General features: G+C 62.6%; 9 protein-coding genes. 4 read left to right on the top strand and 5 right to left on the bottom strand.

Translation table 11 applies throughout. The features are described from left to right. Window position 1: 1 nt before the first annotated feature. The 4 genes from B9N93_RS08705 to B9N93_RS08690 are packed head-to-tail and all read right to left on the bottom strand — an operon-like array spanning window position 2 to window position 5,258. Window positions 2-898, bottom strand: coding sequence for a glycosyltransferase (locus B9N93_RS08705; RefSeq protein WP_085212773.1), 897 nt, complete (start codon window positions 896-898; stop codon window positions 2-4). Continuing rightward, the gene (locus B9N93_RS08700; RefSeq protein ID WP_085212771.1) at window positions 898-2,049 is read right to left on the bottom strand and encodes a UDP-galactopyranose/dTDP-fucopyranose mutase family protein; all 1,152 of its coding nucleotides are present in this window, start codon (window positions 2,047-2,049) and stop codon (window positions 898-900) included. The genes B9N93_RS08705 and B9N93_RS08700 overlap by 1 nt, the downstream gene beginning before the upstream one ends. A gap of 24 nt (window positions 2,050-2,073) precedes the next feature. Beyond that, window positions 2,074-3,885, bottom strand: a complete 1,812-nt coding sequence (locus B9N93_RS08695) for a glycosyltransferase family protein (protein WP_085212769.1) — start codon at window positions 3,883-3,885, stop codon at window positions 2,074-2,076. After that, window positions 3,882-5,258, bottom strand: coding sequence for a glycosyltransferase (locus B9N93_RS08690; RefSeq protein WP_085212767.1), 1,377 nt, complete (start codon window positions 5,256-5,258; stop codon window positions 3,882-3,884). Before B9N93_RS08690 ends, B9N93_RS08695 begins: the two co-directional genes overlap by 4 nt. 329 nt (window positions 5,259-5,587) lie before the next feature. Here B9N93_RS08690 and B9N93_RS08685 point away from each other — a divergent pair, with 329 nt between their 5' ends. From B9N93_RS08685 to B9N93_RS08670, 4 genes are read left to right on the top strand one after another with little or no spacing between them, the layout of a single operon-like run. Beyond that, window positions 5,588-6,382: an ABC transporter permease gene (locus B9N93_RS08685; protein WP_085212765.1), complete on the top strand. Its 795-nt coding sequence runs from the start codon at window positions 5,588-5,590 to the stop codon at window positions 6,380-6,382. Continuing rightward, window positions 6,379-7,605: an ABC transporter ATP-binding protein gene (locus B9N93_RS08680; protein WP_085212763.1), complete on the top strand. Its 1,227-nt coding sequence runs from the start codon at window positions 6,379-6,381 to the stop codon at window positions 7,603-7,605. Before B9N93_RS08685 ends, B9N93_RS08680 begins: the two co-directional genes overlap by 4 nt. Further along, window positions 7,595-9,094 (top strand): class I SAM-dependent methyltransferase, encoded by a 1,500-nt coding sequence (locus tag B9N93_RS25975; RefSeq protein ID WP_085212761.1) that lies wholly within the window; start codon window positions 7,595-7,597, stop codon window positions 9,092-9,094. The genes B9N93_RS08680 and B9N93_RS25975 overlap by 11 nt, the downstream gene beginning before the upstream one ends. A gap of 22 nt (window positions 9,095-9,116) precedes the next feature. Next, window positions 9,117-12,872 carry a glycosyltransferase gene (locus tag B9N93_RS08670; RefSeq protein WP_085212759.1) on the top strand — a complete coding sequence of 1,252 codons (3,756 nt, stop codon included), beginning with the start codon at window positions 9,117-9,119 and terminating at the stop codon, window positions 12,870-12,872. 12 nt (window positions 12,873-12,884) lie between these two features. Here the strand turns inward: B9N93_RS08670 and B9N93_RS08665 are convergent, their stop codons facing one another. Then, complete coding sequence (locus B9N93_RS08665; RefSeq protein ID WP_176225197.1) at window positions 12,885-15,461, bottom strand: DUF6311 domain-containing protein; 2,577 nt, start codon at window positions 15,459-15,461, stop codon at window positions 12,885-12,887. Window positions 15,462-15,482 lie beyond the last annotated feature (21 nt).

The raw sequence follows: 15,482 nt of genomic DNA, 5'->3' as shown, positions 1-15,482 counted from the left end.
CTCAGCCGGGATACGGACCCAAGCACCCACGCCAGCCATCGGCGACGGCCCGCGCCAGAAGCGCGAGACTGTCGGACCGCCGCCAACCCCGCGCCGCCAGCCATAACAGCCCGCCGAACGCCACACCGCCCAACCCAGCCCAGAACGGGAAGCGGCTATAACGGCGTTTCACCACGATGCGGTTGCGGATATTGAAATAATGCTTGGCCCCGAACGGCCCGCCACGCAAGCGGGCCTCCGGCGTCCTCAGATGTTCGATCACGCTGCCCGGCACCAACCACAAGCGCCAGCCCCGCGCCCGCAGCCGCAGCGAATACTCGGTGTCGTCGTAGGCCAGGAAGAATCCCGCCTCGGGCAAACCCACGGCGCGGACGGCCTCCCCAGCGACCATGAAGCCCACGAACGAGCCGGTCCCGATCTCCACCGCCGCCCGGCGGTAAGCCCGCGCCGCCAAGGGCCATTCCCCGCCGAACCAAGGCTCGAAATCGCGGCGGTGGCGCAAGGCCAAAGTCCCGTACTCGCGTACCGCGCCGCACAGTACCCCGGCGCGGGCCGGCAAGGTGGGCAAAGCCGCCAGCAAGGCCGCCAGGGCACCGGGTTCGGGCACGGCGTCGTCGTCCATCAGCCAGGCCCAATCCGCCCCCAATTCCAACGCCCGCGCCAAGCCCCCGGCAAAGCCCCCCGCCCCACCCAGGTTGGCGGCGCTGCGGACGATCTCGACCCGTCCGCCGCAGCCGCGCAGCACCTCCGCCGCCGCCACCGGCCCGCCGTTATCGAATACCACGATGGCTTCGGGGGGCCGGGTCTGGTTCAGCAAGGCTTCGACCACTAGGCGCAATTCGACCGGGCGGTGATAAGTCACCACCACGGCGACGACTTTGGGCGGCGGCGTTTCCATTAGGCCAGGGGATCGTGGGCGAAGGCGGGCATCGCCACGCCCAAATGGCGTGCGGCCAGGAACAAATCAACGGTTTCCAAAGCCTCGCGGATAGTGACATCCATATCGAGATAGCGATAAGTCCCCAAACGCCCGACGAAGGTGACGCCGCGCTCGGCCCGTGCCATTTCGACATACCGGCTTAATTGGGCCTTCTCGCGGACCAGCCTGATCGGATAGTACGGAATATCAGAAGGCTCGCAATAACGGCTAAATTCCTTGAAGCACAGGGTTTTATCATGCCGCTCCCAGGGCGCGAAATGCTTATGTTCGCTGATCCGGGTATAGGGTATGTCGCGGTCGCAATAATTCAGCACCGCGCACCCCTGGAAATCTCCCTCGCCCCGGATTGGCTCGAAATCCAGGGTGCGATAGCCCAAGCGGCCTTCGGTATATCCGAACCAAGCATCGATGGGACCGCTATAGAACACATGGAGATAATCCCCGCACGCTTCCCGCTCAAAAGCCGCATCCAAATGAAGGACGATGGCGGGATGATCCAGTAAACGCTCAACTAGGGCGGTATAACCTGCATGCGGCATTCCCTGGTAACTGTGGGCGAAATAATTATCGTCGTAATTAAAACGCACCGGCAGGCGCTTGAGAATGCTGGCTGGGAGTTCGGCGGGCGACACCCCCCATTGCTTGATGGTATATCCTTCGAAAAACGCCGTGTATAACTCGCGTCCGATAAAACGCAAAGCCTGCTCCTCGAAGGATTGCGGATCGACGATACCGGCATCGCCCAATCCCGCCACGAACGCGGCGGCCTCTTGGGGATTGAAGGTTTTGCCGAAGAATTGATTGATGGTCAGCAGGTTGATCGGCAGGGAAAATACCCGCCCCCCGGCCACGGCCTTGACCCGGTTGGTATAAGGCTCGAAACGGGTATATTGGTTGACATAGCGCCATACCCGCGCGTTATCGGTATGGAAAATATGCGGCCCATACACATGGGCCAAGATTCCGGTTTCGGGATCGCGCCAGGTATGGCAATTACCCGCCACATGGCCGCGCCGCTCGAATACCTCGACCGCATACCCCGCCTCGGCGAGTTGACGGGCGATGACCGCACCGGAAAAACCAGCCCCCACCACGCCTAGGTTGGCCATCGTAAAACATCCACTCATAAGACTTTACTCGGTGGCGGAGCGGGCATCCGTGGCAAATACGCCACGCCAAAACGCGGGGGAAGCCAATTCCGCGACCGCCGACCGATACTCCGCACGCAATCTCTGGCCTTGGCGCAACAAAACCCACATCAAACGCACTCCGCGCATTAATTCGGTAAAAAACAGGCGTTTATCATGGTTAGCTAGATAACCGATACCCAGCCCTTCGCATTGGTACAATACCCGTCTATATAAAAAAATATCCTTCGCCGAACCATAGAAACCCTTGGACTGGTATAAAACCCTGGCGTCGAGCCAACCTCCAGGCACCAGGAAGCCATTCATAGTGACGATCCGCCCTAGCCGACGCAGCCAAGATTCCGGTTTATCCTCCCGATGAACGGCGGCGAAATCCAAAGCATCCAAAGGCACCAACGCCTCCGCACCCGAAAAAGCCGCGATTTCTGCCCGGATCGCCAGGGTATCGATATTCCGTCGCCAAAACCCGGCTCCTTCAAGCAAATGGGCCAGGGCGAGATTGATCGCACGGGCCGAGGCGTAATTATAAGAAAACAACTGCCGCCCCAGGTTATAGGCGAATAACACCGCCAGGAAAGTCACGCTTTTATTCCGCAACACCATGGAATTCAGCAAATGGGAGCGCATATCCAGATAGCTGGTCCAAGGGCTTTTTTTGATGCCGAAATCACCGCCCCACCCGCCGATTCCATTGAGGGTATGGATCGCAAAATCATTGGTGATTCCAAACATGACATCATCGCCCCTCACGAAATAAGGGAAAGGGTAATAACGGGTCTCGGCGATAGGAAAGGCGAAAAACCACCAAGCGCCATAATCGGGCCGGACCTCGGTACGCTCCGCTTCCAATAGGTCGTCTACCCGGCGCAAATCCAAACCGGATTTCAGCGAGCGGCAAGCGCCATCGAATTTCGCGCTCTTTTCAAAGAGGCGGTAAGGCTCGTCCTCGCGCAATAAACTCCCTGCCACCGCGAGTTTCGGCACCCGCGCATAACCCAGCAAAGCATAGGTGCGGAATATCGACTCCAGTTCGCAAGAGGCGTCGTCGTCCATAAACAAGGCATGGGTATACGAACCCTGGTCCTGCAAATACAACAAACCCCGTGCAAATCCCCCTGAACCCCCGAGATTCCGGCTCGGGATCAAAGTGGCTCCCACCGCCTCGGCGGGATCAATAGTCCTCGAATTGTCCACCACGACCAAGCCGATACGGTCCAACCACTCCGGTTGATTCCGCAATCCGTCGGCGATGCGCCGGATGGCCGGTAATACATATTGTTTGCGGTTGAAATGGGTAATCACAATACCCAGCTTCACCCGGTGTGGTGGCGGGCTTGTGGTCGCGAAAAACCCCGAATCCAAGCGCCCCTCTCCCAGCGCTTCCAATTCGAGATATAGCATTCCAGTCTCGATTTGATCCCAGCACGGCAAATCGAATCCGCCGGGTTCGCCATCGCGCAGTTCGATTTCGCGCTCGTCCCACCAGCGCTGGACTGGGCGGAGACGATGCCCGGCACGAGTATGTTCATGGCTGGCCCGGTGGAGTCCGATTCGCGCCACGAAACTGCCTTGACCGCATAAACTCAAACTCAAGCTGGATATTCCGCATACCCGTTTCCAAGTATCCACGGAAAAACCATTGAAATAGGTATCGAAAGCAACCCGACCTCCCGTCTTGAAATATAGCTTGCGCTGTGCCAGCGAAACCCGGCAATTGCCATCGACCCTGGCATAGAGTTCCGCAGGCGCACCGAAGTCCAAACCGGGCAGCACGAGATTATGTAAGGCGTGATTCATGCCGCGTCATCCCATGCTTTCGGATATCCATGATCCGCGATGATTCTTTCCAGAATGCGCTTGGCATCGTATTTTGTATATAGATTATCGTAAGCCTGCCGGGAAGCTTCGGCCATGCTGGAGAGCAAGGTATGGTCCTGGGCGATGGCTTCGAGTGCAACGCATACGGCATCCAGGTCTGGACAGTTATGTAATCTATCGGTCAAACCCAGGCCACGGGTCGCCTGGATGGTAGTGACCAAGGGCATCCCATACGCAAGTGCCTCGATCCCCTTGAGTTTTAAACCGCTCTCGAAAAAATCCGGGTTCACCATCAAGTCGCATTGGGCATAAAATGGCTCGACCTTATCCAATACCCCGAAAAATCGGGCCTTGGGGTATTGCTTGGGTTTGCCGATGGCTGTGCAAATACGCCCTCCCACCCATAGGTCGAAATGCTCGGTGAGCGCCGCATTGGCGGCAAACCGCCGATAGAAATCCTGGAATACTTTAACATTATTGAGATAATCCGAGGCCAGATATCCTAATACTGGCCTTTTCCGGCAAGCTTTGCGCTGGATATAGCGCTTTTCAGGTATCCACGGCACCGTGACCACCTTGTCCGCCCCGACCAATCCGGCGAAGAAATCGGCTTCGGCCTCTTGGATGGCGAACACTTTATCGGCACGCATCAATCCTTTCTTTTCCTCTTCCCGTGTAGTGGAAAACCATAGGCTGTGTTCCAAACCATGGCGCAGGAGCCGGGCATTGCGTTCCGAATAGCAATCATGGGTCACCAGCAATTTGAGGGTGGAGTTATCGAATAGCTCGAAAACCTTAGAGAAAAACACATAATGGACCACGCACACATCGAATTTCAAAAGCCCATGCAAGGCGGCCACGAATTGCATCAACTCGGGACCACACCAATCGTCCACCCGGTGATTGTCGATGGGGATTTTCCGCTGTTTATCTTGGTACAGGGAAAGGAATTTCCCGGTCGTGGCCCTGACATAATAATAGGAGGTCCACCAAGGTTTCCTTGCCGCTATCCCTTCGCTATTATGCACGACGGCGTGGATATCGTAGCTCAGATCGATCAGGGTTTTATCGAGATATTCCACCAGATTGAAATAGGCATTGTCGGTCACATAGGGGATGACCAACAGCGCGTTTTTCCGCCCGCCCTGCCGTGGGTCGATATCGATCAGTGGCAACAAGACTTCGGGGGGCAAACCAGTGCGCGGGTTCGCACTATTGGCCTGGGCCAGTTTGCCAATCAAAACGGCGCAAGGCGGGGTGGCGGCCACCCATTTAGCCCAGCGCCAAATCCAACGCGCCAGGATATTTTTCTTCAAGCCAGGATAAAACCAGCCCAAGGGGGTTCTCCGCATCCACTGCCACTGTCTGAAATACAAACCTCGGTTTGTACGTTTTTGTATTCGGGGTACACCCGCGCCCACAGGTCCGCCCACGGTGGGCGCTTTCCCGGCCGCGCCGGTCGGCACCTATAATAACAGGCCCGGCTTTGGTAAAGTCTGCGCCCCTGGAGTCCGGGTCCGGCCCGGCCCCAAGCCCGACGCTCCTCCAGCGTCCCAACCGCATCCGCGGCTAGATTGCCATGGCATCCCGACGCCCCGCGCCGGCGATTGCAGGCCACAGGATTCCCCCAAAGCGCGATGGGCGGCGATAATCCACCGTTCCTTCCGAACCACACCCATTGATGAAAGCGATCCTGCTCCCGGTTTGGCGATACCGTCATTTCATCGCCAGTTCCATCAAAAACCAATTGGTCGTCCGCTTCGTCCGCAGCCGTTTGGGCGGGCTGTGGATGATCCTGCACCCCCTGGCCCAGGTGGCCATCTACGCCCTGGTCCTATCGGAAGTGCTGGCCGCGCGGCTGCCGGGCATCGACAACAAACACGCTTATGCCATCTATCTGATGGCGGGCATGGCGGCTTGGTCGCTGTTCGCCGAGGTGTTGGGGCAAAGCCTTACAGTCTTCATCGACAACGGCCCGCTGCTCAAGAAAATGGCCTTCCCCAAACTCGCCCTGCCGCTCATCGTGGTCGGCGGTGCCTTGTTGAACAACCTGATGCTGCTGGCCGCCGTCCTGGCGGTGTTCGGCCTGCTGGGACACCCGCCCACTTGGCAGGGCTTATGGCTGCCGGTGCTGATCCTGCTGACGCTGGGATTGGCGGCGGGCCTCGGGCTGTGCCTCGGGATCATCAATGTGTTCCTGCGCGATATCGGCCAGACCCTCCCCATCGTGCTGCAATTCTGGTTCTGGCTCACTCCCATCGTCTACGCTCCGCAGGTCTTGCCCGCCGACTATGCCGGATGGCTGGCCTACAACCCCATGACCCCCATCGTGGCGGGCTATCAAGCCATCTTGATGTATGGCCGTGCCCCGGATTGGCCCGGTTTAGCCTATCCGGCCCTGTGGGCGATGGCCTCGCTGGGCTTGGCCTTGTTCCTGTACCGGCGGGCCAGCGAAGAAATGGTGGACGTCCTATGAGCGCCGTGCTGGAAGTCTCCCATCTGGGCAAAGCCTACCGCGATTTCGGCGGCGAATGGCGGCGCGTCCTCTCCTGGTTCGGCCTGCCCCTGCGTCCACGGGAGGAACATTGGACGCTGCGGGACGTGTCCTTCGCCCTCCAACCGGGGGAAGCCGTCGGCATCGCCGGCCAGAACGGCGCGGGCAAAAGCACCCTGCTGAAGATCATCGCCGGGACGCTCCGGCCCAGCGAGGGCGGTGTCGCGGTACGGGGCCGCGTCGCCGCCATCCTCGAACTCGGGATGGGCTTCCACCCCGAACTCACCGGCCGCCAGAACGCCTACCACGCGGCGGGGTTGATGGGCCATTCCCCCGGCCAGATCGACGCCGAGATCGACGCCATCGAGGCATTCGCGGAAATCGGCGAATATTTCGACCAGCCGGTGCGGACTTATAGCAGCGGGATGCAAATGCGGGTGGCCTTCGCCGTGGCGACCGCCCACCGGCCCGATATCCTCATCATCGACGAAGCCTTGTCGGTGGGGGACGCCTATTTCCAGCACAAGAGCTTCGCCCGCATCCGCGAGTTCCAACGCCAGGGCAGCAGCCTGCTCATCGTTTCCCACGACCGGGGGGCCATCCAGGCGATTTGCGACCGGGCCATCCTGCTCGACCAGGGCCGCGTCATCCAGGACGGCAACCCCGAGACGGTGATGGATTTCTACAACGCCCTGATCGCCCAGAAGGAAAACAGCAAGGTCGAGCAATCCTTCCTCGACGATGGCAGGGCGCGGACCGTCTCCGGCACCGGCGAGGCCAGCATCCTCGACGTGGCGCTGCTGGACGGAAGCGACGCGCCGGTCGAATTCGTCAACGTCGGCCAAAAGCTCAAGCTCAAAATCACCGCCCAGGCCAACGCCGACCTCCCGGAACTGGTGGTGGGCTATATGATCAAGGACCGGCTGGGACAGCCGGTGTTCGGCACCAACACCCACCACCTCGACCGCCCCCTCGCCGCCGTGCCCCAAGGCGCCCGCGTGGAATCCATCTTCCATTTCGCCGCCAACCTGGGCGAGGGCGCCTATTCCATCGCCGTGGCCTTGCACGCCTCCCCGGTCCATATCACCCGCAACTACGAATGGCGCGACCTGGCCCTGGTGTTCAAAGTCATCAATATCGACCAAACCCCTTTCGTCGGGGTCGCCTGGCTACCCCCAGCCCTGGAGAACTCAGTTGAGCGATAACTTCTACTTCGCGTTCGAGGACCGCTACCGCGGCCCGCGCGAGCTGATCCAATCCCGCCTACAGGTCTACCTGCCCTTCGTGCGGCCCTTGCTGGACCTGGACGGCGGGGCCTGGGCCGTGGACCTGGGCTGTGGCCGGGGCGAATGGCTGGAACTGCTGGCCTCGCTGGGCTTCGACGCCACCGGCATCGACCTCGATCCCGGCATGTTGGCGGCCTGCCGCCAACTCGGGCTCAAGGCCGAACGCGGCGACGCGCTCGACTTCATCGCCGCCTTGCCGGATGCCAGCCTGGGACTGGTGTCCGCCTTCCATTTCGTGGAACACATCCCGTTTCCATGCCTGCAAGACCTGGTCGCGCACGCGCTGCGCGTCTTGGTGCCCGGCGGCTTGCTCATCATGGAAACCCCGAACCCGGAAAACATTCTGGTCGCCACCCGCGAGTTCTACCTCGACCCGACCCACCGCCGCCCTATCCCGCCGGCCCTGCTCGCCTTCCTCGCCGAACACAGCGGTTTCGCCCGCCACAAAATCCTGCGCCTCCAGGAATCCAAGGCGCTCGCCGATCCCGCCACGGCGCTGACCCTCCAGGACGTGCTGGAAGGTGCCAGCCCCGACTACGCTGTCGTGGCCCAGAAAACGGCCACCACCGCCCTGGACCCGCCCTTCGCGGTGGAATACGGGCTCGACCTCGACACCCTGACCCGGCGCTACCAGTCGCAACTGGCCGAGCGCATCCAACAGGTCCAAACCCAGGCCGCACACGCCGCGGCCCAGGCCGGGCAGGCGCTAACGCGGGGCGCGGACCTGGAAGCCGCGCTCCGACACGAACAAGCCCAACTCGCCGAACTCGTCCGCGAAGCCGAAACCCAGGCCGGGCGGGCCCTGGCCAGGGCTGAACAGGCCGAAGCCCAGACCGAACAGGCGCTGGCCAGGGCCGAACAGGCCGAAGCCCAAGCCGAACAGGCGCTGGCCCGCGCCGAACAGGCCGAAGCCCAGGCCGCGCAAGCGGAAGACCACGCCCGGCAAGCCGCCATCCAAGCCCAATACGCCAAGCTCGCCTCGACCGAACTTTCCAGCCGGTTGCAGGCGAGCCACGCCCGCCGCCCCCTGGCCCAAGCCCTGCGCCTCGCCCGGCAAATCATCAAGGGCGATTTTTCGGTGGCTTGGCACACCAGCGTCAAAACCAAGCAAACCCTGCGCCCGCTCCTGGCGGCCTCCATCCACCGGCTGCTGTCCAGGCCGGCCCTCGGCCATCCGCTGAGTACGCTGCTCAAGACCTGCTTTCCCTGGCTGCATCGCCGCCTGCGGCGCGTCGCCCTCAACACCGGCGTGGTCGTGGTCGATGGCCAAGGCAAACTCCATGTCGCCACCCCCGGCGCACCCGACCCCGACCCCGGCCTAGACGAAAGCGCCCTGCTGCCCACGTTGACGCCCGAGGCCCGCCGTATCTATTTGGCCTTGAAAACCAAAACCGACAACAACCCATAAGACATCCAAGGGGGAATCTTCGATGCGTATTGTCATCGACCTGCAGGGAGCGCAGACCGAAAGCCGCTTCCGCGGCATAGGCCGCTACACCTTGTCGCTTATAGAAGCCATGATCCGCCACCGGGGCGGCCATGAAATCGTCCTGGCGCTGAACGGCCTTTTACCGGATTCGATCCAGCCCATCCGCGCCGCCCTGGCCGGCCTGCTGCCGCCCACCCATCTCCGGGTCTGGTACGCGCCGGGGCCGGTACGCGAGGACGACGCGGCCAACCTGGGACGGCGCGATAGGGCCGAGCTAATCAGGGAAGCCTTCCTGGCCAGTTTGGCACCGGATATCGTGTTCATCCCCAGCCTGTTCGAGGGTTTCATCGACGACGCGGTGGTCAGCATCGGCCGCTTCGACCGGACCACGCCGGTCTGCGTGACCATCCACGACCTGATCCCGCTCTTGAACCCGGAGCATTACCTCAAGCCCCAACCGGCCTACGACCGCTTCTACCAGCGCAAGGCCCGCTATTTGCGGCAGGCCGACCTGTTGCTGGCGGTTTCGGAGTCGTCCAGGGCGGAAACCCTGGCCTGCCTGGACGTGGCGGGCGAGCAGGTGGTGAACACCTCGGAAGGCGTGGACGGGCGGTTCAAGCCCAGCGCCATCCCGGCCCACGAAGCCGACGTCCTCAGGGCGAAATGGGGGTGCGCGCGGCCCTTCGTCCTCTACACCGGGGGCACCGACGAACGCAAGAACCTGCCCCGTTTACTCGAAGCCTACGCCGCCCTGCCCCGCGGCCTGCGGAACGCGCACCAATTGGTTTTGGCGGGCAAATCCTGCGCGGCGGACCTCGCGCAATTGCGGAGCCGGGCCAAGGCGCTCGGCCTGGGCGGCGACGAGGTGGTGTTCACCGGCTACATCCCGGACGAGGAACTGGTCCAGCTCTACACCCTGTGCCGCTTGTTCGTGTTCCCATCCTGGCACGAGGGCTTCGGGTTGCCCGCCCTGGAAGCCATGGCCTGCGGGGCGGCGGTCATCGCCGCCAACACTTCCAGCCTGCCGGAGGTGGTCGGGCGCGAGGATGCCTTGTTCGACCCGATGGATGCCCGCTCCATCGCCTCGCGCATGGCCCAGGCGCTGGGCGACGACGCCTTCCGCGCGGAATTACAGGCCCATGGCCGCCAACAAGCCGCCCGTTTCTCCTGGGACGAGAGCGCCCGCCGGGCCTGGGCCGCCTTCGAGCGATTGTGGGCGCGGCGCTCGCCGCCGCCGCCCAGCGCACCGCCGCCGGGGCGGCGTCCGCGCCTGGCCTTCGTGTCGCCCCTGCCACCGGAACGCACCGGCATCGCCGATTACAGCGCGGAATTGCTGCCCGCCCTGGCCACCCATTACGACCTCGAAGTCGTGGTGGACCAAGCCGCAGTATCCGATCCCTGGATCAAGGCCCATTGCCCCCTCCGGGACGTGCCCTGGCTCTTGGCGAACCGGGATTCCCTCGACCGCGTGGTCTACCAGATGGGCAATTCGCCCTTCCATTGGCATATGGTGGCCCTGCTGCAAGCGGTCCCCGGCACCGTGGTCCTGCATGATTTCTATCTGAGCGGCCTGATGTCCTACCAAGAACTCTGCGCCGGTTCCGGCCCGGTGTGGACGGCGGCGCTCTACGCCGCCCATGGCTATGGCGCGGTACGGGACCGTTATCTCGCGGATATCGACGAAGTCAAACGGGTGTTCCCGGCCAACCTCGATATTCTCCGGCAGGCCCAGGGCGTCATCGTGCATTCCGAATATTCGCGCCGCCTCGCCCAGGAGTGGTATGGGCCGGAGTTCCCGCGGGACTGGGCGGTGATCCCGCATTTGCGGATCGGCACCGACAACCCGGACCGCGCTTCGATCCGGGTCGGGCTGGGCCTGGCGGAATCCGACTTCCTGGTGTGCAGCTTCGGCCTGCTGGGCGAAACCAAGCAGAACCACCGCCTGCTGGCAGCGTGGCTGGCCTCGGACCTGGCCCGTTCCGGGCGCTGCAAACTGGTGTTCGTCGGCGAGAACCATGGTGGGGACTACGGCGCGGCGCTGCTCTCGACCATCCACGCCCACGGCCTGGAAGACCGCATCGCCATCACCGGCTGGGCCGACACGCCGCTCTACCGCCGCTATCTCGCGGCGGCGGATTTGGCCGTACAATTGCGGGCCCATTCCCGCGGCGAAACCTCGGGGACGGTCCTCGACTGCATGGCCCACGGCCTGCCCACCGTGGTGAACGCCAATGGCTCGATGGCCGAACTCCCCCAGGACGCGGTGTGGATGCTGGCGGACGGCTTCGCCGACGCCGATTTGGTCGAAGCCCTGGAAACCCTGTGGCGCTCGGCGGAAACACGTGCCGAACTGGGCGCGAACGCCAGGGAGGTCATCGCGACCCGGCACTCCCCGGCGGCCTGCGCGGCCCGCTACGCCACGGCCATCGAGCATTTCCACCACACCGCCGCTACGGCCCTACCGGCCTTGATCGACACCCTCGCCGCGACCCCGGACTGGCGACCCACCGACGCCGAGCGGGCCGGGCTGGCGCGGGCGCTGGCGGCGGATTTCCCGCCCCGGCGGGCCGGGCGGCGCTTGCTGCTGGATGTTTCGGCGACCTGCCACCACGACCTCAAAACCGGCATCGAGCGGGTGGTGCGGGCGCTAACCCTGGCCTTGTTGAACGCGCCGCCCGCGGGTTTCCGGGTCGAGCCGGTCTATCTGGAACAGTCCGCCGCCGGTTGGCAATACCGCTACGCCCGGCGCTACGCCCTGGAACTGCTGGGCTGCCCCCCGGACGCACTGGCGGACGACTGGGTGGAACCGGACAGCGGCGATCTGCTAGTGGGATTGGATATTTCCGGGGACCGGCTGATCCAGGCCGAGCAAGCCGGCTTGTTCGCCCATTACCGCAACCATGGGGTCCGGGTGTATTTCATGGTCCACGACCTGCTCCCGGTGCGGATGCCGGAAGTATTCGCGCCGGGTGCCGAGCAAAACCATGCCCGCTGGCTACGGGCCATCGCCCAGTTCGACGGCGCGGTGTGCATTTCCCAGGCGGTCGCGGACGACCTGGCGGCTTGGCTGGCGGCGGAAGCGCCGGACCGCGCCGACCAGTTCCATATCGGCTGTTCCCATCACGGCGCGGATTTCGCGAATTCCGCGCCTTCCATGGGCCTGCCCGAAGACGCGGACGCCGTACTCGCCGCCCTAGAGGCCCGCCCCAGCTTCCTGATGGTGGGCACCGTCGAGCCGCGCAAGGGGTATCTGCAAGCCATCCAAGCCTTTTTCCAGCTGTGGGACGCGGGCGTGGAGGCCAATCTGGTGATCGTCGGCAAGGAAGGCTGGGGGGATTTGCCCGACCCCGCCCGGCGCGACATCCCGGAAACCGTCCAGATATTGCGCCAACATCCCCAACTCGGCCAGCGCCTCTTCTGGCTGGAAGGGATCAGCGACGAATACCTGGGGCGGGTCTACGCGGCCAGCGCCTGCCTGATCGCCGCCAGTTTGGGGGAAGGCTTCGGCCTGCCCTTGATCGAAGCCGCCCGGCATGGGCTGCCGATCATCGCACGGGATATTCCGGTATTCCGGGAAGTGGCGCGGGACCACGCCTTTTTCTTCGAGGGCCACACGCCGGAAGCACTGACGCGGGCGGTCCGGGACTGGTTGGAGCTATGGGTCCAGGGCGCACAGCCCCGCTCCCAAGGATTGCCCTGGCGAACCTGGGCCGAGAGCGCCCAGGGCTTGCTCCGGGTGGTGCGGGGGGACAGCTAACCGGGGCACGCCTCAGCGCACGGTGATGGCGATGAGCCCCAGCGCGAGGTGGCGCTTGTCGTCGCCGAGGCCAATGTCCACCGGGCGGACCACGCCTGGGAATTTGAATTTCAGGTTCAAGACCGGGTCCGTCCCGAGTTGGTCGCGGACGGCCTGGGGAATGGCCATGCGGATTTGGTTGCCGGAATATCGGGTCAGGCGCTCGGTACCGGCCAAAACCCCGTTCATCCACACCTCGACCGCCTGCTCGGGATGCGGGGACGCCACCAGGGCGTTGGCCTCGATCAGTATCTCCTGGGCATCGGCACTCGCTAACGGCAGCCTGATCTTGGCCGCGGACCGCTCCGACCATGTTCCCCACGGCTCCGGCCCCGCCCATCCCGCTACCAGATAAGCGGTGCCGGGGGCGGACCGCGTGAATTGAATCCGCTCGCCCACCCGGATTGGCGGAAAAATATCGGTCAACGCCAACTCGCCGACGACAGGCCCGCATCCGGCGCAGGTTTTCCAGCCTGGAGCCAGCACATTGAAGCCATCGATCCGGGCCAGCAGATCGGTTTTGGCATCGAGGCCGAGCAGGGCCGGACCCAACACGCCACCTTCGAGGATGTAGAGCGAATCCGGTTGGTAGCGCCCGGTGGCGATGGCTTCCCCAGCCTGGACTTGGGCCGCGACCAACGGCCCCGCGCCGACCCTGGCGAGGTAGACGGCATCGGTCCCCAAGCCATAATGGCCCGCGTAGGCCGCGAACACCTGCCAATCCGGGGTATGGTTTTCCGGGCGGACCCAGCGGACTTTCTTATAATGGGTCGCTGCCTCGGCCCAAAAAGGGTCGCGCAAAGGGGTTTTCCATTCCACCGCCGGGGTCGCCATATACCTCGCATGGAAATCCTGCCAAGCCGCCCCGGTATCCACCACCTGAACAGCCAGAGCCACGGCCAGCAAACTCACAGCCACCCGTTTTTCATGCGCCCTGGTGATCACGTAAATAATCGTCAATAGCAGCGCGTAAAACACCGGCCAAAACATCCTCCCAGAACTACGGAAGGTATTGGTCAGCCGCGTCCCCCATTCCGGCAGAGAGAATTCAATATTATAAGGTCCAATACCGATTTTATTGGAAACCGCAAAAACACCCAAGGCGACAAACAAGCCTATTACAGCGGGCCTTTTCCGTAGTACCACCCCCAAATCCACCCGTATCCCGATCACGGATGGGATGGACCAAAGCAACAGTAACACCACACCCAAGCCCAAGAAATTGAACCCCTCATAGTCCCCACTCCCGCCCGGTATATCATTCAAGACATACGACCATCCATCGGCATCGAAAAGGGACAGCAGATTCATCCGATAAAACCCATAGCCACCGACGATCATACCGCCACGAATACTAAAATAACCAGCCTGCCAACAAATGACGCCGACCAGCGCGAGGCTCAGGGCGAGTTCGGCAAGGACTCCACGGATACCCCGCCCGCCCCAGCGGGTTTGTCCGGCGAGATCGGCCAGCCACAAGGCCGCGACCATCGCCAGGAAATAGGAATGGACCAAGGCGGCAACCCCCAGTAGCAAGCCCCAAGCCGACGAGCGCCGTTCCGACCAAGGGTTCAAAGCCAGATAAAGGCCGGCGAGGATCAAAAAATGCCCCATCAGGCTGATATGCCCATTCAAGCGCCAAATCATCGGCGGGGAGAACAAAAACAACCCGCAGCCCAAAGCGCGTATCGACGGACTATCGACAACCAATCCAAGCAGTTTCCAGGCGAACCACGCCTGCAAGATGAAGCAGGCCAGCATCCATAACCCGAAATACTGGAAAGGTTCGGGCAACAGGGCCGCCACCGGTTTAAACAGGAACGCCATCAGGGGATTTGAGTCGGAAAAGACAATGGCATTGCCCAGTTCGAGGCCATAATCGGGGTTCAAGCCCAAGGGAAAATGCCAATCGGAATGCCGGAAAAACTGCCATCCCAGATAATGGGTGGCGGGATCGCCATCGTCGAGCCAGGCGATATTGGTCGGATCCAATACCCTCGGCCCAACCACCATCCAGAATGCGGCTACCCCCAAAACCACGGGCAATACCGATATCCACCCAACCCGATTCCCGCCGTCGAACATCGCAAAGCCGGTGCCCGCCGGGTTTGCCCCGGACCTCGCCACGGATGCGCGGAATACCCACAACCTGCTAGCGAGAAAAGTAATCACGGGAATCAGCGCCGCCGAGGCCACAGCGGCGACTTGGGGCGCGAGCCATCCGGTCCGCAACAAGGCCGCCAGCACCACGGTATTGGCCGCGAACGCGCTCCCGGAAATCAAGAAAAACCTCGCCAACGCCCGGCGTGGACAGCCGGGCCTGCTGAAAGTCCAGCAATAATTTCCGGTGAAGGAAATACCGAAAGCCGTCAGGAATGCCACCAAATTGGCGGCCAACACCGGGAACCACCCCGTCCCGACCAACAGCCACACCACCGTGATATGGACCGCCGTGGCGGCGACCCCCACCATGCCAAAGCGACCCGCGATGATGAACTCGCGCCAAAAGCGGGCGGTTTCGATGCCCACGTGCTTTTTGAAGAAAATCATGGAACCCCAGTGGGCGGGAGC

It is taken from the genome of Methylomagnum ishizawai (assembly GCF_900155475.1).
GTDB lineage: Bacteria > Pseudomonadota > Gammaproteobacteria > Methylococcales > Methylococcaceae > Methylomagnum > Methylomagnum ishizawai_A.
The sequence above is the reverse complement of the archived record's forward strand: the minus strand, read 5'-3'. Positions and strand labels throughout refer to the sequence as shown.

Coding starts and splice junctions, on each gene's coding strand:
- B9N93_RS08670 (WP_085212759.1), top strand. CDS start 9,117: ATGCGTATTGTCATCGACCTGCAGGGAGCGCAGACCGAAAGCCGCTTC.
- B9N93_RS08700 (WP_085212771.1), bottom strand. CDS start 2,049: ATGGCCAACCTAGGCGTGGTGGGGGCTGGTTTTTCCGGTGCGGTCATC.
- B9N93_RS08680 (WP_085212763.1), top strand. CDS start 6,379: ATGAGCGCCGTGCTGGAAGTCTCCCATCTGGGCAAAGCCTACCGCGAT.
- B9N93_RS08705 (WP_085212773.1), bottom strand. CDS start 898: ATGGAAACGCCGCCGCCCAAAGTCGTCGCCGTGGTGGTGACTTATCAC.
- B9N93_RS08690 (WP_085212767.1), bottom strand. CDS start 5,258: ATGCGGAGAACCCCCTTGGGCTGGTTTTATCCTGGCTTGAAGAAAAAT.
- B9N93_RS08665 (WP_176225197.1), bottom strand. CDS start 15,461: ATGATTTTCTTCAAAAAGCACGTGGGCATCGAAACCGCCCGCTTTTGG.
- B9N93_RS08695 (WP_085212769.1), bottom strand. CDS start 3,885: ATGAATCACGCCTTACATAATCTCGTGCTGCCCGGTTTGGACTTCGGT.
- B9N93_RS08685 (WP_085212765.1), top strand. CDS start 5,588: ATGAAAGCGATCCTGCTCCCGGTTTGGCGATACCGTCATTTCATCGCC.